Below are 18,393 nucleotides of genomic sequence, written 5' to 3'. Positions count from 1 at the left end.
CGCGTCTGAATACCGAAGGACCACGCTCATGTCTGAAGACCGAAAGCTCGTCGAGTACCTGAAATGGGTCACCGCCGATCTGCACGAGACTCGTCGGCGGCTCGAAGAGGTGGAGTCCGGTAGGCATGAGCCGATCGCCATCGTGTCGATGGCGTGCCGGTATCCGGGCGGGGTCGGCTCTCCTGAAGATTTGTGGCGGTTGCTGGCCGAAGGTGAGGACGCGATATCGCCCTTCCCAGCCGATCGGGGCTGGGATGCGGAGATGCTGTCGGCGCTGGGCGTTGGGTGCCAGGGCGGGTTCCTGCCTGATGTGGCGGAGTTCGACGCCGGGTTCTTCGGCATCTCGCCGCGTGAGGCGCTGGCGATGGATCCGCAGCAGCGGGTGCTGCTGGAGACGGTCTGGGAGGCGATCGAGCGCGCCGGGATCGACCCGGTCTCGCTGAAGGGCAGCTCCACCGGCGTGTTCGTCGGCACCAACGGCCAGGACTACGCCAATGTGATCATGAGTACGCAAGCGGATACGCAGGGTCATGGCCTTACCGGTCTGTCGGCCAGCGTGTTGTCCGGCCGTCTCTCGTACACCCTGGGGTTGGAGGGCCCGGCGGTGACGTTGGACACCGCCTGCTCATCGTCGCTGGTGACGTTGCACCTTGCGGCTCAGGCCCTGCGGACGGGCGAATGCTCGCTGGCACTGGCCGGCGGTGTCACGGTGATGACGACGCCGTTGGCGTTCATCGGTTTCGGCGTCCAGGGCGGGCTGGCGCCGGACGGTCGCTGCAAGGCGTTCTCCGACTCGGCGGACGGCACCATCTGGTCGGAAGGTGTCGGCGTGCTGGTGCTGGAGCGGCTGTCGGACGCGCGCCGTAACGGGCACCAGGTGCTGGCGGTCGTGCGTGGTTCGGCGGTCAACCAGGACGGCGCGTCGAACGGGTTGACCGCGCCGAACGGTCCTTCGCAGCGTCGGGTGATCCGGGAGGCGCTGGTCAGCGCCGGTTTGTCGCCGTCCGAGGTGGACGCGGTGGAGGCGCATGGCACCGGTACGGCCTTGGGCGATCCGATCGAGGCGCAGGCGCTGCTGGCCACGTATGGCAAGGACCGGCCGGGGGATCGTCCGCTGCTGCTGGGCGCGATCAAGTCGAACATCGGTCACACGCAGGCGGCCGCCGGGGTCGCGGGTGTGATCAAGATGGTGCTGGCGATGCGGCATGGGGTGCTGCCCAGGACCTTGCATGTGGATGCGCCGTCTTCGCATGTGGACTGGTCGGCGGGTGCGGTGGAGCTGCTGACCAAGCCGGTGGAGTGGCCGGAGACCGGTCGTCCGCGCCGGGCGGGGGTGTCATCGTTCGGGATCAGCGGCACCAACGCACATGTGATCTTGGAGGAGGGGCCGGAGGCTCCTGCGGCGGAGTCGCGTGGCGAGGATCAGGCGCCGGGTGTGGTGCCGGTGCTGGTGTCGGCCAAGACGGGTCAGGCGTTGCGGGCGCAGGCCGGACAGCTGGCCTCGCATGTGGAGGGCCACCCCGAGGTGGCGCTCACCGACACCGCGTTCTCGCTGGCTACGACGCGGTCGGCGTTCGAGCATCGTGCGGTGGTGCTTGCCGGGGACCGCGATGGTCTGCTGGCCGGGCTGGGCGCGGTTGCGGAGGACCTACCGGGTGCGAATGTGGTGCGCGGGGTGGCCGGTGAGGAGCCCCGGCTCGCGTTCCTGTTCACCGGCCAGGGCAGTCAGCGGGCGGGGATGGGCCGGGAGTTGTACGACCGTTTCCCGGTGTTCGCCAAGGCTTTGGACGAGGTGGTCGCGGAGCTGGACCCGCTGCTCGACAGGCCGCTGCGCGACGTCATGTTCGCCGAGGCGGAGTTGCTGGACCAGACGGGGTGGGCGCAGCCCGCGCTGTTCGCGCTGGAGACGGCGCTGTTCCGGCTGGTCGAATCGTGGGGGGTGCGGCCGGATGTGCTGGCAGGGCACTCGATCGGGGAACTCGCGGCGGCGCACATGGCCGGGGTGCTTTCACTGAGCGATGCGTGTGCGCTGGTGGCGGGCCGGGCGCGGTTCATGCAGGCGCTGCCCGCGGGCGGGGCGATGGTGGCGGTCCAGGCCTCGGAGGAGGAGGTCGCCGGGCTGCTGGCCGGGCGTGAGACCGAGGTGTCGATCGCCGCCGTCAACGGCCCGGCCTCGGTGGTGATCTCCGGTGTCGAGGAGGCGGTGCTTGAGGTCGCCGCGGTCCTGGAATCCCAGGGGATCAGGACGCGGGGGTTGCGGGTGTCGCATGCGTTCCATTCGCCGCTGATGGACCCGATGCTGGAAGACTTCCGCACGCTGGCGAGCGGATTGGCCTACAGCCCGCTGCGGATCCCCATCGTGTCCACCCTGACCGGGGAGCCGGCCACGGACGAGCAGTTGTGCTCGCCGGACTACTGGGTGGACCAGGTCCGTGGCGCGGTCCGCTTCGCCGACGGCGTCCGTACGCTGCACGCACAGGGTGTGCGGGCCTATCTGGAGCTGGGCCCCGGCGGTGTCCTGACCGCCATGGCCCAAGAAACGTTGGCCGACCCAGGCTCGGGTGTCGCGAGCCACGCCGCCCTGGAAGAGGTTGTGCTGGTGCCGGTGCTGCGCAGGGGCCGGGATGAGCACGAGGCCGTCACCGAGGCGCTGGCTCGTCTGCACGTGCACGGGGTGCCGGTGAGCTGGGAGACGGTGATCCCGCCCGGGCGCGGGGTCGGCCTGCCCACCTACGCCTTTCAGCGTGAGCGGTTGTGGCCCGAGGCCGGCGCCCCCGCCGACAGTGCCGCCGGGGCCGATCCGGTGGACGCGGAGTTCTGGGCCACCATTGAGCGGGAGGATCTTCAGTCGCTGGCGGCGCGGCTGGATGTGGAGCAGGAGACGCTCGGTGCGGTGTTGCCGGCGTTGACGTCCTGGCGCCGAGCCCGGCGCGAGACGTCCGTGGCGGACTCCTGGCGGTACCGCGTCATCTGGAAGCCGCTGACCAGCGTCTCGGGCGCTGCCGTCCCGGGCTCCTGGCTGGTTGTGGTGCCCGCGGAACTGGCAGGCGAGGACTGGGTGGAGTCCGTGGTCCAGATGTTCGGGGCCGCGGCCGTACGGCTGGAGGTGTCCGCGCCGGACCGGTTCGCGCTCGCCGATCAGGTGCGCGGGCTCCTCGACTCCGGAGTGGAGCCGGCCGGGGTGGCGTCGCTGCTGGCGTTGCGTGAGACCGCGGCGGCGGATGTCTCGGCGGTTTCGGCGCTGACGGTGACTCTGCTGCAGGCGCTTGGTGATGCCGGTGCCGAGGTGCCGTTGTGGTGCCTCACGAAGGGCGCGGTCTCGATCGGCCGATCCGATACGGCTCCGAGCCCGGCTCAGGCGGGCGTCTGGGGCCTTGGCCGGGTGGCCGCGCTGGAGTACCCGCACCGGTGGGGCGGCCTCATCGACCTTCCCCAGACGCTGGACCAGCGGGTGGTGACCTGGCTGGCGGGCATCCTCACCCTGCCCGACTCCGAGGATCAGCTGGCGATCCGCTCGACCGGCGTCTATGGCCGCAGGCTCGCCCACGCCCCGTACCGGGGGATCGACACCACTCCCAAACCACACGGCACGGTCTTGATCACTGGTGGCACGGGAGCGCTCGGCGCTCACGTGGCCCGGTGGCTGGCGGCCGAGGGCGCCGAACATCTCCTGCTGACCAGCAGGCGAGGCATGGACGCCGACGGAGCGGCCGAGCTGAGCGCGGAACTGACCGCGTTGGGGGCCAGGGTGTCCGTCGTGGCGTGCGACGTGGCCGATGCGGACGCCCTCGCGGCGGTGCTGGCCGACATCCCGGCCGAGTGCCCGCTGACCGGGGTGGTCCATGCCGCCGGTGTCAGCCCGGCCAACAGTCTGGACTGGCTGGATGCCGCCGAGTTGGCCGAGGTGATGCGGGCCAAGGTCGTCGGCGCGCTGAACCTCGACGCGTTGCTGGGCGACCGCGAGCTCGATTTCTTCGTGCTGTTCTCCTCGATCGCCGCAGTGTGGGGCAGTGGTGGCCAGGCCGCGTACGCCGCCGCCAACGCCTGTCTTGACGCTCTCGCCGAACAGCGGCGGGCGCGCGCGGCCGCGGCGACCTCGGTCGCCTGGGGCCCCTGGGCCGGGGACGGCATGGCCGCCGGCGCGGCACAGGACTACCTTTCCCGGCGTGGCGTGCGGGTGATGACGCCGGGTGTGGCCGTCACCGCGTTGTGGCGGGCGGTCGCGCACCGCGACGCGGCCGTCGCGGTCGCGGACATCGCCTGGGAGCGGTTCGCCCCGACGTTCACGGCCGTGCGGGAGAGCGCTCTGCTCGGCGATCTGCCGGAAGTGCGGAGTCTGGTCGAGGCGGGCCGTGCCATCCGGGAGGACGAGCAGTCGGCGGCCGCCGCGCTGCGGGCACGGCTGGGTGAGCTGGCGGCGGGCGAGCGGTCGCAGATCCTGCGTGACATGGTCCGCGAGCAGGTCGCCGTGGTGCTGCGGCATTCCGGCGCGGATGCGATCGAGACCGGACGGGCCTTCAAGGACCTCGGATTCGACTCGCTGACCGCGGTCGAGCTCCGCAACGCGCTCCAGGCCGCGACCGGTTTGAACCTGCCGGCCACGATGGTTTTCGACTATCCGACACCGGCCGTACTGGCGGACCACCTGCTGGCGGAGTTGCTGGGCGGGCAGGCGCAGGTGGCGGCGCCGTCGGCGGTGGGGCCGGTGGCGGACGATCCGATCGTGATCGTGTCGATGGCCTGCCGCTATCCGGGGGGAGTGAGCTCTCCGGAAGATCTGTGGCAGCTGGTCGCCGACGGCCGGGACGCCATCTCGCCGGTGCCCAGGGACCGGGGCTGGCAGGCGCAGGGCGAGCTGGACTTCCAGGGCGGGTTCCTCTTTGACGCGCCCGACTTCGATCCGGGGTTCTTCGGTATTTCGCCGCGTGAGGCGCTGGGGATGGATCCGCAGCAGCGGTTGCTGCTGGAGACGTCCTGGGAGGCGATCGAGCGGGCCGGGATCGACCCGGTCTCACTGCGCGGCAGTAGTACCGGTGTGTTCGCCGGGCTGATCCACCACGACTACGTGATGAGCGTCGGCCTCCAGCCGGAGGTGATGGCTTTCGTCAGCACCGGTACCGCGGGAAGCGTCGTGACCGGCCGGATTTCGTACACGCTGGGGTTGGAGGGTCCGGCGGTGACGGTGGACACGTCCTGCTCGTCGTCGCTGGTGGCGATGCATCTTGCGGCGCAGGCGCTGCGCTCGGGCGAGTGCGATCTGGCGCTGGCCGGTGGTGTGACCGTGCTGGCCACCCCGGGGGTGTTCATCGGCTTCAGCGCGACGGGCGGGCTGTCGGCGACCGGCCGGTGCAAGGCGTTCTCCGACACCGCCGACGGCACGACCTGGTCCGAGGGTGTGGGTGTGGTGGTGCTGGAGCGGTTGTCGGACGCTCAGCGCAACGGGCATCAGGTGCTGGCGATCATGCGTGGTTCGGCGGTCAACCAGGACGGCGCGTCCAATGGGTTGACGGCGCCGAACGGTCCTTCTCAACAGCGGGTGATCCGGCAGGCGCTGGCCAATGCCGGAGTGTCGCCGTCCGAGGTGGACGCGGTGGAGGCGCACGGCACCGGTACCACGCTGGGTGATCCGATCGAGGCGCAGGCGCTGCTGGCGGCCTATGGGCAGGATCGGCCGGAGGATCGGCCGCTGATGCTGGGCGCGATCAAGTCGAACATCGGTCACACGCAGGCCGCCTCCGGTGTGGCGGGTGTGATCAAGATGGTGCTGGCGATGCGGCATGGGGTGCTGCCCCAGACCTTGCATGTGGATGCGCCGTCCTCGCATGTGGACTGGTCGGCGGGTGCGGTGGAGCTGCTGACCGAGTCGGCCGAGTGGCCGCGGAACGGTCACCCGCGCCGGGCCGGTGTCTCCTCCTTCGGGATCAGCGGCACCAACGCGCATGTGATCTTGGAGGAGGGGCCGGAGGTTCCGGCCGGACCGGTGGTGGAGGTTCCGGCGTCGGCTGGTGGTGTGGTGCCGGTGGTGGTGTCGGCCAAGACGGGTCAGGCGTTGCGGGCGCAGGCCGGGCGGCTGGCCTCGCATGTGGATGGCCGTCGTGAGGTGGCGCTGCTCGATACGGCGTTCTCGCTGGTGGTGTCGCGGTCGGTGTTCGAGCACCGTGCGGTGGTGGTCGGACGTGACCGTCAGGAACTGCTGGCGGGCCTGTCCGCGGTCGAGGCCGACGAGCCGGCTGCTCGGGTGGTCGCGGGTGTGGCCGACGTCGTCGGGAAGTCGGTGTGGGTGTTCCCGGGTCAGGGGGCGCAGTGGGCGGGCATGGGTGCCGCCCTGCTTGAGGAGTCGCCGGTCTTCGTGGGCCGGATGGAGGAGTGCGCGGCGGCGTTGGAGCCGTTGGTGGACTGGTCGCTACTGGACGTGATCCGTCAGATCGAGGGCGCTCCCGGGCTGGATCGGGTGGATGTGGTCCAGCCGGTGTCGTTCGCGGTGATGGTGTCGCTGGCGGCGGTGTGGGAGTCGCTCGGCCTGCGCCCGGACGCCGTGGTCGGCCACTCGCAGGGCGAGATCGCGGCTGCGGTGGTGGCGGGTGGTCTGTCGTTGGAGGACGGCGCGCGGGTGGTGGCATTGCGCAGCCGTCTGATCGCCGACCGGCTGGCGGGGCTGGGGGCGATGGCGTCGGTGGCGTTGCCGGTCGACCAGGTCCGTGAGTGGCTGGCCGGCTGGGACGGGCGGATCTCGGTCGCGGCGGTCAACGGCCCCGGTTCGGTGGTGGTGGCCGGTGAGGTCGCCGCGGTGGAGGAACTGGTCGAGCGCCTTGCCGCTGAGAACGTGCGGGTCCGGCGGATCGCGGTGGACTACGCCTCGCACTCGGCCCAGGTCGATCTGATCGGTGCGGAACTGGCCCGGGTCCTGACCGGGGTGGTGGCGCAGCCGGTGCGGGTGCCGATGTTGTCGACGGTGACCGGCCAGTGGCTGGAGGGATCGGAACTCGACGCGGCGTACTGGCGTGACAACCTGCGCAGCACGGTCAACTTCGCCCCCGCGATCGGGCAGCTGCTGGAGCAGCGTCACCGCGTGTTCGTGGAGGTGAGCCCGCACCCGGTACTGACGATCGGCATCGGCGAATGCGTCGGCGAGGCCGCGGTGGACGCGGTGATCACCGGGACGCTGCGCCGGGACGAGGGCGGGCTGGACCGGGTGCTGGTCTCGGCGGCCGAGCTGTTCGTGCGCGGCGTGACGGTGGACTGGCAGGCCGTACTGCCCGGCGGTCGCCAGGTCGACCTGCCGACCTACGCCTTCCAGCACCAGCGGTACTGGCCTGAGAACGCCGACTCCGGTATGGGTGACGTGGCGGCGCTGGGGCAGGCCGCGATGCTCCATCCGCTGCTCGGTGCGGCGGTGGGTCTGGCCGGTACCGATGGGGTGGTGCTGACCGGGCGCCTGTCGGTGAGGTCGCATCCGTGGCTGGCCGATCACACGGTGGCCGGGACAGTGGTCTTCCCGGGCAGCGGGTTCGTGGAGCTGGCGATCAGGGCGGGTGACCAGGTCGGCTGCGAGGTGGTGGAGGAGCTGACGCTCGTCGCGCCGCTGGTGCTGGGTGAGTCGGACGCGGTCGCGGTGCAGGTGGCGGTGGGTGGCCCGGATGAGGCGGGCCGGCGTGCGGTGACCATCTACGTCCGGTCTGCCGAGGCGGCTGACGACGAGTCGTGGACGCGCCATGCCTCCGGTGTGCTGGCGCCCGAGGGCCGGGCCGCGGGGCGGCTGGAGGTGGGGACGTGGCCGCCGGCGGGGATGGCTGTGATCGAGTTGGACGAGGTGTACGACCGGCTGGCGGAGCACGGTTTCGATTACGGTCCGGCGTTCCAGGGGTTACGGGCCGCGTGGCGGGGCGAGGATGGTGAGGCGTTCGCCGAGGTCGCGTTGCCGGAAGAAGCCGGCGAAACGGGTTTGTTCGGGGTGCATCCGGCGTTGCTGGAGGCGGTGGTGCATGCCGCCGCATTCGGCCTCGACGGGGGGCCGGACAGCGACGGGGGGCCGGACAACAGGGCGTCGTCGTGGGGCAGGGTGTGCCTGCACGCGTCTGGGGCGTCGATGTTGCGGGTGCGGTTGACCCGGACCGGCGCGGACGAGGTGTCGCTGGTGGCGGTGGACCCGGCAGGGGAGCCGGTGCTGACCGTGGATTCGCTGGTGCTACGCCCGGTCACGGCCGACCGGTTCCCCGCCGCCTCCAGCGGTGACCGCGGTGCGAGACCGGCCCGGCGTGTTCGCCGGTCCGCGTCAACACACGAGACCGGCCCGTTGTGGGAGCGGTTGCGCGGGCTTGACGAAGCCCAGCAGCACGAGGCGCTGGAGGAACTGGTGCGGCGTCATGCGGCTGCCGTTCTCGGCCACGGCGACTCCTCGGACGTCGATCTCGAACGTGATTTCTTCGAGCTGGGCCTCGACTCGCTCACCGCGACCGAGTTGCGTAACTCCCTGGTCAAGGCGATTGGCTGGGAATTCCCGCCGGTGGCGGTGTTCGAGAACAAGAATTCCGCCGATCTCGCCCGTTGGCTGCGCCATGAGCTCGCCACCCGGATGAATGTGGACCAGGCGACGGCGGCCGCCCAGGTGGACGACACCCTGGCCGAGTTGTTCCGCGGCGCTTTCCGTTCCGGGAAAGCGCAGGAAGCGTTCGGACTGCTCTACGCCGTGGCCAGGACCCGGCCCATGTACGACGCACCTGTCGACCTGCGGGAAATCCCCCGACCGGTGACGCTGGCCAACGGCGCGGCGCGGCCTCGCCTGATCTGCGTGAGTTCTTCCACGGTGACCGGGGGTGTTCACCAGTATGCGCGGTTCGCCGCGCACTTCCGGGGGGAAAGACGCGTCTCGGCGCTTCCCCTGCTGGGCTACGCGCTCGGTGAGGGCCTGCCCGCCACGATGGACATCGCCCTCGGGAGCATCGCGGAAAGCGTCGCACAGGCCAGTGAGGGGGAACCGTTCGTGCTCGTCGGTCATTCGGCCGGCGGCGTTCTCGCTTACGGCGCGGCCAGTCTCCTGGAGAAGTCGGGGATCCCCCCGGCGGGGGTGGTGATGCTGGACTCCTTCCATTCCCCGGCAGGTGGCGATTCGCAGCTGCTGTCCGAGCAGGTGCTGCAGTACCTCCTGCAGATGGAGACGGTTTTCGGCGAGTTCAACAGCGCGCGACTGTCCGCCATGGCGCACTGGTCGGCCATCATGCACGACATCGAACTGGCGAACGTGAACGCGCCCGTGCTGTTCGTGCAGTGCACGGAGCCGTTCTCTGACGTCGAACCTGAATCGGATTACTGGCGGGCGACACCGTTCGACCCGTCGCATGCCGTACGGACGATCGAGGCGAACCACTTCTCGATGCTCGCCGAGAAGGCGGCGGACACGGCCCGCCTGATCGACGGCTGGTCCTGCTTGGAACACTGAAGGTTCGCCAGGAAGGTTTCTCAGACCAATGGATCGTGCAACTACGCCCAGCGGAGAACAGACGGATCCCCAGCCGGTGGATGGCGGTGCGGCGGGTCTCGAACTGTCCACGTTGCGGCTGGAGCAGTCGGGCCGGGTGCTGACGGCGCGGGTGGACGACCCGCCCTTCAACTACATGACCACGACGATGCAGCGGGACTTCATCCGGCTCGTCGAGGCGGTGGAGCACGACGATTCGGTCGGCGCGGTCATCGTCACCGGTGCGCGGCCCGGCCGGTTCATCACGCACGCCGACGTCGCCCGCATCTCCGCGCACGCGGATGGCGCGCCGGAGATCTCCCATGCGGTCGCTCAGCACCTGTTCCGGAGCGTGCGGGCCATGACGGGATGGGCGGGTGAACGTCTGATCGCCCGTTCCTCGCTGGGTGGACTGCTCTCGATAACCCAGTTCCATCAGATGGCGCTGCGGCTGATGTATTCCCCGGCGGTGTGGATCGCCGCGGTGAACGGGCCGTGCGGCGGCGGTGGCCTGGAGCTGTCGGTCTTCTTCGACATGCGCGTGTCGGCTGATCGTGATGCCGGCTTTGGCCTGCCCGAACTGTCGGTGGGGTTGAACACCGCCTTGGGCGGGCAACGGCTCGCCCACCTCGTCGGGCCGTCCCGAGCTTTGGAGATGATGCTCGAAGCGCGCTTCTATTCACCGCAGGAGGCCCTGGAACTGGGTCTGGTGAACCGGGTGGTGCCGGCCGAGGACCTGCTGGACACGGTCCAGCGGATGGCGGAACGCTACGCCGGCCGGCCGCGGAAGGTGGTGGCCCAGCAGAAGCGGATCTTCAACGACGCCCATTCCATCTCGGCTCGGGCCAGTCTCAACCAAGAGGCCACCGCCGCATTGATGAACTTCACGTCACCGACCACCCAGGCCGCCATGCGGCGCTGGGTGCAGATGCAGGAGGGCACCGACGGCGATTCGGTGTTCCTGACCCAGCCCGAACCCTGGATCGAGGGCACCGCGCTCGACATGAACGTCACTGATCGGCGCCTTCCCCGCTGAGATGACCGGTCGGCCGGTCGGTGCTTGTCGCATCGACCGGCCCGAGGTCAGAGGATCTCGCGATTGAAGGTCCGGGTGCCCCACCAGAGTGACATCACGGTTATCGCCAGGAGTATGCCGCCGCCGATGACTACCGGCTCAAACGCGTAGTTGCCGGTGAAGGTCGCCCTGGTGAGATCGGCGATCCAGGTCAGCGGATTGCATCGCGACAGAATGTAGAGCCATTGAGGTGCCAGCCCGGGTGTTATCGGCATCAGAATGCCCGACAGGAGTGTCAGGGGCAGCAGGCCGGTGCTGATGATCGCGGTGAAGATCGGTTCGCTCTTCGCCACCAGCGCCAGGGTGATCGAACATGCGGTGAGCGTGAAGGTGAGCAGGGCCCCGACGCCCAGGGTCAGCACTGTGCCGGCGAAAGTAATGGGGAGATGGAAGAGTGCCCAGGCCAGCAGGAACACCATCATGCTCTGGATCACTGTCTGGACCACGGTCATCATGGCATAGCCGAGCAGGAGCGCCGTGCGGCTGGCCGGAGTGACCCGCATGCGCTCAAGCACCCCGTTGCTCAGGTCCCCCAGGAGCTTGTATCCGGTGAACGCGCTGTTCATGAGCACCAGATAGATCGTGAGGGCGGGTGTCATGACCATCCAGGCGCCCCCGGTCGGGGAGTCTGGCGTCTCCTTCATGAGTCCGACCATCAGCGGGGTGAAGAGCAGCAGCCAGGTCAGGGGTTGGGCGATCGAAAGCGCCATGGGTGCCCAGGACCGACGCGTCAGGATCAGCTCGCCCCGGAAGATCAGCGCTGCGTCGCGAAGCATGGGTCACATCCTGTCGGGGTTGGACGTTCAGGTGCTGGGGTTCTCACGGATGCTCCGGCCGGTCAGAAGGAGGAATATGTCGTCAAGGGTCGGCTGCACGACCTGGATCGAGAGCGTGGGGATGTTCGCGTAATCCAGGGCGCGGATCATGTGGGGGATCATGGCGTCTCCCATCGGCACCTGAAACCGCACGGTGTTTCCAATGATCGACGGTCGGGTCGATTGGGGGTGCCGGGCCGCGATGGCAGCCGTGGTCTGGACCATCTCTATCGGCACCGTGACCTCGACCCGGTGCCCGGCCACTTTCGCCTTGAGGGCCTCGGGAGTACCTTCGGCGATGATTTTCCCGTGGTCGATGATGAGCACCTGGTCGGAGAAGTCATCGGCCTCCTCCAGGTAGTGGGTCGTGACGAACACGGTGGTGCCCAGCTCGGCGCGCAACATGTGCACGCGCTTCCACAGGGCCGCCCTGCTCTGCGGGTCCAGCCCGGCTGTCGGCTCGTCGAGGAACACGACAAGCGGCGAGTGAACCAGCCCGAGAGCGACGTCCAGACGGCGGCGCTGTCCACCTGACAGCGTTTTGACCAGCCGATTCTCCAGACCGTTCAGCTCAAGCTGTTCCGCCACCTCCCCGCTGCGGAGCCGCGCCTTGGCCCTCGACAGGCCGTACAGCTGGCCTTGCGTCTCCAGCTCCTCGCGAACCGTGTGCTCGCCGCAGGTGCCACCGCCCTGCGCGACGTAACCGATGCGTCTGCGCACGCCCGTCGGGTCGGTCAGCAGATCGCGGCCGGCCACGGTGGCGGCGCCGGCGGTCGGCCGCAGGAGCGTCGTGAGCATGCGGAAGGACGTGGTCTTACCCGCTCCGTTGGGGCCCAGCAACGTGACGCCCATACCCGCCGACACGTCGATGTCGACACCCTTGACCGCGTCGATCCGCCGACCGTCCACGTGGAAACTGCGTGCCAGCCCATGGGTCGTGATCATTGAAACCCCTCTTGCCGCACATGGTTAGCAGGACAGTAGACGCCGAAAAACCGGGAAATCATCGGAGTTTTCTAGTGCAAGGAGAAGTAGTAATTTTGCGAGTCGTTGCCGGGGTTCACTGGTCGGAACGGAATTGGGCGCGATGAAGGGACCGACAGATCGTGAGTACCGCAGACGACGTCAGCACCGCATGGATCCGTCGCTATCACCCGGCGGCGCGGGCGGGTAGGCGTCTGGTGTGCTTCCCGCACGCGGGCGGATCGGCCAGCTTCTTCCTGCCGACCTCGGCCAGGTTCTCACCGGACACCGATGTGGTGGCCATCCAGTACCCCGGGCGGCAGGATCGGCTGCGGGAGCCGTGCATCACGGACATCGGCACCCTAGCGGATCGGATCGTCGACGAACTGCTCACGCTGTCGGAGAAGCCGACGGTCTTCTTCGGTCACAGCATGGGGTCGGTGATCGGCTACGAGGTGGCCTTCCGGCTTGAGCGCAAGGGCGTCAACGCGCCGCACACGTTGATCGCCTCGGGACGCCGCGGGCCGGCCACCCACCGGGACGAGTCGGTCCACCGGCGCGACGACGACGGCATCATCGCCGAGCTCAAGCTGCTGAACGGTACGGACGCCGGGGTGCTCGGCGACGAGGAGATCCTCCGGATGTCCTTGCCCGCGCTTCGGGGCGACTATCGGGCGATCGAGACCTACCACGGCGATCCGGAGCAGCGCCTGCGCAGCTCGATCACTGTGCTGACCGGAGACGCCGACTCGAAGACGACGGTCGAGGAGGCGCATGCCTGGCGTCGGCACACCGAAGGGGACTTCCGCATCAGGGTGTTCTCCGGCGGACACTTCTTCCTCACCCGGCATCAGCAGGCGGTGAACGAAGAGATCGCTCAGGCACTCGGGGCGTAGCGAGCGACCGGTCCTGCCGCCGGCGGCACCGTTCCCCGGATTCGGGCGCGGTCACGGGCATCGCCTGCCACCAGGCGGACGCCGACGTGCCGCGCCACGTCCGTCACCTCACCTGATGGCCAGCTCCGGGAACGGCACGACGAACGCGCCGCCGCCGGCCGTGAACGCCGCGGACCGGGCGCGGATGCTGGCCTCGAAGTTCCAGGCGAACAGCACACAGTAGTCGGCCGCCTCCGCGGTCAGTCGCTCGGAGCTCACGATGGGGATACCGTCGCCCGGCGTGAACTTGCCCACCTTGCGCGGGTTGTCGTCGACGATCCACGCGATCTGACCGCCCACTCCGGCCTGGGAGAGCAGGGTGACGGCCCGCGCCGACGCGCCGTACCCGCAGATCCGCCCACCGACCTTCGACAGACCGGCCAGCACGTCGTTGAGGGTCGTGCAGACCCGGTTGACGCGGTCCGCGAAGCCGTCGAGAAAACTGCCGTCGGGCACGCCCGCGTCGACCTCGGCCCGCAGGATCCGGTCGAGTTCGATCGATGAGGGGCGGGCTTCGTCATCGCGGCCTATCCAGCACCGCAACGAGCCTCCCTGGGCCGGGATGAGCTCGGCGTCGAACACCGCGAGGCCGTTCGCCGCGGCCGCCTGTGCCAGCACGTGCAGGGAGAAGTACGACAGGTGTTCGTGGTAGACGAACTCGAAGATACCGTGCTGGACCATCGGCAGGACGTGCGCGACCTCGATGACGGCACGGCCGCCCGGCTTGAGGAGCAGGCGGATCGCGCGCAGGACTCCGTTCACGTCGTTGACGTGGGCGAGCACGTTGCTGCCCAGCACCGCGTCAACGGGCCCGATGTCACTCAGTATCTTCTCGACCGTCTCCACGCCGAAATGCGTGGTCAGCGTCGGCACTCCGTGCTTCTGCGCGTAGGTCCCCAGCTCGACCGCCGGGTCGACACCGAGCACCGTCATGCCGCGCTCGGCGAAGAAGCTCAGTTGCGTGCCGTCGTTCGAGCCGATTTCGAGCACCTTCGCCCCGGCGTCCAGCCCCAGTCGGTCCGTGACCCGGGTGGCCAGCGCGCGGCAGTGTTCGACGAGGGCGGGAGCGGCGCCGGTGGCGTACCGGTAGTCGGCGAACAGCACCGATCGGGGCACGACGTCCACCAGCTGGACCAGGCCGCACATGGCGCAGCGCACGAGGTCCAACGGGTACCGTTCCTGAGCCCGGGCCGCCTCTGCTGTGGACGCGATGGCGTTGGCGGGCGGAGTCGGGGTGAGCGAGACCACCCCTTCCAGACTGTCGGTCCCGCACACCAAACACCGGCTGGTGGTGTCCATCAGCGTTCTCTCCCTCCGCCCGTCGTGTCCGGCCGCCGTTGCCGAAGACATTTCGGCAGCTCACGACAAGCCTTTGAGTAACCGGCGGTGGGAGCTTACGGCCGCGAACACTAAGGGAAATACCTGATCGGCTGAGGCACAATCGCGTGAACGAGGCCCCTCGATCTGGGGGAGTCACATTCGCCGACACCGTGTTTCCGTCCAAGTTGTCGCCAGGGGCGAGGCAGGTAACGCGGATGAAGGAGTATCAGATGCGAATCCTGGTTACTGGCGGAGCTGGGTTCATCGGATCCCATTTCGTACGGTCGATGTTGGACGGTCGATACCCCGGACACGAGGACACCCGGATCACCGTTCTGGACAAGTTGACCTATGCCGGCCGGAGGGACAACCTGCCCGAGGCACATCCGAAGTTGACCTTCGTACAAGGCGACGTCTGCGACCGGCAACTGCTGGCCGATCTCCTGCCCGGACACGACGGAGTCGTACATTTCGCCGCCGAGTCACACGTCGACAGGGCGTCGGACGACGCGGAACCGTTCGTGTGGGCCAACGTGATGGGAACCCACCGCCTGCTCGAACAGTGCAGGAAGACTGGAGTTCAGCGCGTCGTGCACGTGTCCACCGACGAGGTGTACGGCTCGATCGAGCACGGATCATGGACGGAACAGTTTCCGGTCGAGCCCAACAACATCTACTCGGCGTCGAAGGCGGCCGGCGACTGCCTCGCCCGAGCGCACTGGCGCCTGCACGGCCTGGACTTGTCGATCACCCGATGCTCCAACAACTATGGACCCCGGCAGCATCCTGAGAAGATCATCCCCCGCTTCGTCACCCGCCTGCTCCAGGGGCGTGACCTCCCACTGCACGGCGATGGCAGCGCCATCCGCGAATGGCTGCACGTCGACGACCACTGCCGCGGCGTTTCCCTGGTCTTCGACAAGGGCCGCGCCGGCGAGATCTACAACATCGGCGGCGGGATGGAGCTCACCAACCTTGAGCTGACCGGCCTGCTGCTCGAACTGGCCGGGGCCGACTGGGACTGCGTCCGCAATGTGCCGGACCGGCCGGCTCAGGACCCCCGGTACTCGCTCGACCACAGGAAGATCGCCGAGGAGATCGGGTTCGAACCCGTGATCGATTTCAGGGAAGGCCTTGAGGATGTCTTCACCTGGTACCGGGAGAACCGATCCTGGTGGGAATCCATTGACGTGTGTGCGATGTGACCAGAGCGCCGGCTGCTTTCTGCGCCGGCGCCACTTCTACCTGGCCGCGAATACCTCCTCGATCGCGCGAACCGCCACACCCGTCCCGTCTTCTTCGCGGATCGCGGCACCGAGCGCCCGAGCGCGGGTGGCCATACCGCTGTCGGTGAGCAGGCGATCGAGCGTGTCTCGCAACCAGCGGGCGTTGAGAGCGTGGTGGTTACGCGACGGAGGTCCGACACCGAGTTGTGCGAGCCTTCTTCCCCACTGGAGCTGATCACCCTGGAGCCACACGGCCGCCTGCGGGATACCAGCCCGGAACGCCGCCGCGGCCGTGCCGGGCCCCCCGTGATGGACGACGCACGCGGCGCGGGCGTAGAGCCACCCGTGCGGGACGAAGTCCGCCAAGAATATGTTGGGCGGCAGTTCCTCTGCTCCGATTCCCGCCCAGCCGGATTGCAGGACGACGCGGCGGCCCAGGCCGCGAACCGCCTCGAGTAGCTGCTCGGTGACCGTGTCGGAGTCGAACCCGTTGTTGGAGCCAAAGCCGATCACGACCGGCGGCTCGTCGGCTACGAACGCCGCAAGGTCGTCTGGGGGCACGTACTCCGGTTCGTCGAGGAACCAGTATCCCGTGGTGCGGTAGGTGGGGCCGAAGAGCGGATCGCGCGGGAGGGTGTGCGGGCTGGTGGCGATGAGGTTGAGCAGGGGCGAATGGCTCGCGTCGAAGATGATGTCGCGCCAGGGCGGAAGGCCGGCCGTGGTGACGACGGGGTTGAGTGACCTGTCGGTCGCGTGCCTGACCCCCAAGCCGGTGATCGACCAGGCGAGGGCGTTGCCGATGGGCCCGAAATCGATATTGGTCGGGCCGTACCCGCGCGCTCGGCGCAGCGGCCAGGCGTGGTGCACGCTCACGTGGGGCGTGCCGACCGCGCGCGCCGCGGCGGCCGCGGCGACGGCCAGCGGTGGATGGATGACGACGTCGGCCTCACCTGCCAGCGCCATCAGCTCCGGCACCGCGGCACGCTGTTCCCGCGCCAGCACTTCAACCGTGAGCGTCAGTTGCCGCAGCTTGTCCTTCGTCTCGGCCATGCGGGTGTAGTACTCCTCGACTTCCGCCTCGTCCGGAGTCGGCCGGCCGGCGAAAGGCACGCCGACGGCTTCGGCGTGCGCCGCGTAACTGTCGGAGGCCGAGAACATGACGTCGTGGCCCTCCGCGAGCAGACGCTGTCCAAGGGCGAGAAAAGGCTGAAGATCCCCTTGCGAGCCGACGGTTACTACGAGAGCACGCATCGTATCCAAGCCGGACGGTCAAGGGCCGCAACAGCGACGGCCGGAGTTGCTTTCACTCGCGATTGCCTTCCTGGATCTACTGCCGAAGTGGCGTACGTGGCGGATCCGACCCCTACCGGTAGAACTCGCGGATCTTGCCGATCACGAAGTCCTGGTCCGACTCGGACAGCCCGGGGTCGGTGGGCAGATAGAGACCGTCGGCCGCGAAGCGGGCGGCGTTCAGCGACGGCCAGTCGGGGTCGAGGTACATCGGCTGGCGGCTCATCGGCTGGAAGAACAGCCGGGTCTCGATCCCCGCGTTCGCGAGGAACTCCCGCAGTTCCTCCCGCCGCTCCACCCGCAGGTCGTACATCCACAGCACGTCGCGGGGCGGCATGAGGGTGACCCCGTCGATGCCCTCGAGTCCGCTGTCGTAGTGGCTTTCGATCCGTTTGCGGATGGCGAGGATCTCCTCGACCCGCTCCAGCTGGGCCAGGGCGACCGCGGCCTGCATGTTGGTCATGCGGAAGTTGTAGGCCAGCTTCTTGTGGATGAAGTTGTGCTCCTTGCTGAAGGCCATGCCGCGCAGGTGGGCCATCTGCCGGGCCAGATGCTCGCTGTTGGTGACGCAGACACCCCCCTCGCCGGCCGTAATGATCTTGTTGGCGAACAGGGAGAAGCATGCCACGTCGCCCACCGGGCGCACGCCCATCGCCTCGGCCGAGTCCTCCACCACCCGCAGGTTGTACTCGTACGCCACGTTCATGATCGCGTCCATGTCGCATCGCCGGCCGTAGACGTGCACCGGCATGATGACCTTGGTACGTGGAGTGATCTTCTCCTCGATCAGCGAGACGTCGATGTTGAGGTCGTCGGCGCAGTCGACGAACACCGGCACCGCGCCCGTGTAGCTGACCGCCCACGCCGAGGCGACCATGGTGAACTCCGGCACCAGGACCTCGTCGCCGGGACCGACCCCCAGCGCGCGCAGCGCGAGGGTGAGCGCGGTCGTGCCCGAGGAGCACGCCACGCCGTGAGCGAAGCCGTTGTACTGGGCGAACTCTTCCTCGAAGCGCCCGACGAAGGGGCCCTGCGAGGAGATCCAGCCGGAGTTGACGGCCTCGGTGATGTACTCGAGTTCCCGTCCGGTGAGGTACGGCTTTGACACCTGATATTTGAACGCCATCGATTTCCCTCACTCATCAGCCGGCCCGGCTCGCCGGCACGGGGCGACAGGGAGACGTTCGGAAAGTCCCGTCTTCCCCGCCGCTCCGCGACACGGGACTCACCGAAGACATGCCGGGTCACGTACAGAAGAACCCGGGCGGCACTCGTGAAATCACTAGGAATCCGGTACCGCGCGGAGCGGAACCGC

9 protein-coding genes are annotated in these 18,393 nt (G+C 68.6%); 4 read left to right on the top strand and 5 right to left on the bottom strand.

Annotation, left to right across the window (positions count from 1 at the left end; translation table 11 throughout):
* Nucleotides 1–28 precede the first annotated feature (28 nt).
* Nucleotides 29–9,436 (top strand): type I polyketide synthase, encoded by a 9,408-nt coding sequence (locus tag KIP79_RS03140; RefSeq protein ID WP_308169538.1) that lies wholly within the window; start codon nucleotides 29–31, stop codon nucleotides 9,434–9,436.
* A 76-nt stretch (nucleotides 9,437–9,512) separates the two neighbouring features.
* Entirely contained in the window at nucleotides 9,513–10,490 is a 978-nt protein-coding gene (locus KIP79_RS03135) for an enoyl-CoA hydratase/isomerase family protein (protein WP_214103132.1), read from the top strand.
* 47 nt (nucleotides 10,491–10,537) lie between these two features.
* Here the strand turns inward: KIP79_RS03135 and KIP79_RS03130 are convergent, their stop codons facing one another.
* A complete protein-coding gene (locus KIP79_RS03130; RefSeq protein ID WP_214103131.1) occupies nucleotides 10,538–11,305 on the bottom strand; it encodes an ABC transporter permease in 768 nt (255 codons plus the stop codon).
* Nucleotides 11,306–11,332: 27 nt separating this feature from the next.
* Nucleotides 11,333–12,289, bottom strand: coding sequence for an ATP-binding cassette domain-containing protein (locus KIP79_RS03125; RefSeq protein ID WP_214103130.1), 957 nt, complete (start codon nucleotides 12,287–12,289; stop codon nucleotides 11,333–11,335).
* 161 nt (nucleotides 12,290–12,450) lie between these two features.
* Here KIP79_RS03125 and KIP79_RS03120 point away from each other — a divergent pair, with 161 nt between their 5' ends.
* Nucleotides 12,451–13,203 (top strand): thioesterase II family protein, encoded by a 753-nt coding sequence (locus tag KIP79_RS03120; protein ID WP_214103129.1) that lies wholly within the window; start codon nucleotides 12,451–12,453, stop codon nucleotides 13,201–13,203.
* Nucleotides 13,204–13,311: 108 nt separating this feature from the next.
* On the opposite strand, the gene KIP79_RS03115 is transcribed toward KIP79_RS03120, so the two are convergent.
* Complete coding sequence (locus KIP79_RS03115; RefSeq protein WP_214103128.1) at nucleotides 13,312–14,541, bottom strand: class I SAM-dependent methyltransferase; 1,230 nt, start codon at nucleotides 14,539–14,541, stop codon at nucleotides 13,312–13,314.
* A 236-nt stretch (nucleotides 14,542–14,777) separates the two neighbouring features.
* On the opposite strand from KIP79_RS03115, the gene rfbB reads away from it, so the two are divergent.
* Complete coding sequence (gene rfbB, locus KIP79_RS03110; protein ID WP_308169537.1) at nucleotides 14,778–15,767, top strand: dTDP-glucose 4,6-dehydratase; 990 nt, start codon at nucleotides 14,778–14,780, stop codon at nucleotides 15,765–15,767.
* A gap of 36 nt (nucleotides 15,768–15,803) precedes the next feature.
* Here rfbB and KIP79_RS03105 read toward each other — a convergent pair whose 3' ends face one another.
* The gene (locus tag KIP79_RS03105; RefSeq protein WP_214103126.1) at nucleotides 15,804–17,039 is read right to left on the bottom strand and encodes a glycosyltransferase; all 1,236 of its coding nucleotides are present in this window, start codon (nucleotides 17,037–17,039) and stop codon (nucleotides 15,804–15,806) included.
* A gap of 112 nt (nucleotides 17,040–17,151) precedes the next feature.
* Nucleotides 17,152–18,204, bottom strand: a complete 1,053-nt coding sequence (locus tag KIP79_RS03100; protein ID WP_214103125.1) for a DegT/DnrJ/EryC1/StrS family aminotransferase — start codon at nucleotides 18,202–18,204, stop codon at nucleotides 17,152–17,154.
* Nucleotides 18,205–18,393: the final 189 nt, after the last annotated feature.

Origin of the sequence: Acrocarpospora catenulata (assembly GCF_018476525.1) — a bacterium.
Classification (GTDB): domain Bacteria; phylum Actinomycetota; class Actinomycetes; order Streptosporangiales; family Streptosporangiaceae; genus Acrocarpospora; species Acrocarpospora catenulata.
Note: the sequence above shows the minus strand (reverse complement) of the source record. Positions and strands in the feature narration are given on the sequence as shown.

Excerpts from the sequence above, each read along its gene's own strand:
- KIP79_RS03130 (WP_214103131.1), bottom strand. The coding sequence starts at position 11,305 with ATGCTTCGCGACGCAGCGCTGATCTTCCGGGGCGAGCTGATCCTGACG.
- KIP79_RS03100 (WP_214103125.1), bottom strand. The coding sequence starts at position 18,204 with ATGGCGTTCAAATATCAGGTGTCAAAGCCGTACCTCACCGGACGGGAA.
- rfbB (WP_308169537.1), top strand. The coding sequence starts at position 14,778 with ATGAAGGAGTATCAGATGCGAATCCTGGTTACTGGCGGAGCTGGGTTC.
- KIP79_RS03125 (WP_214103130.1), bottom strand. The coding sequence starts at position 12,289 with ATGATCACGACCCATGGGCTGGCACGCAGTTTCCACGTGGACGGTCGG.
- KIP79_RS03115 (WP_214103128.1), bottom strand. The coding sequence starts at position 14,541 with ATGGACACCACCAGCCGGTGTTTGGTGTGCGGGACCGACAGTCTGGAA.
- KIP79_RS03140 (WP_308169538.1), top strand. The coding sequence starts at position 29 with ATGTCTGAAGACCGAAAGCTCGTCGAGTACCTGAAATGGGTCACCGCC.
- KIP79_RS03105 (WP_214103126.1), bottom strand. The coding sequence starts at position 17,039 with ATGCGTGCTCTCGTAGTAACCGTCGGCTCGCAAGGGGATCTTCAGCCT.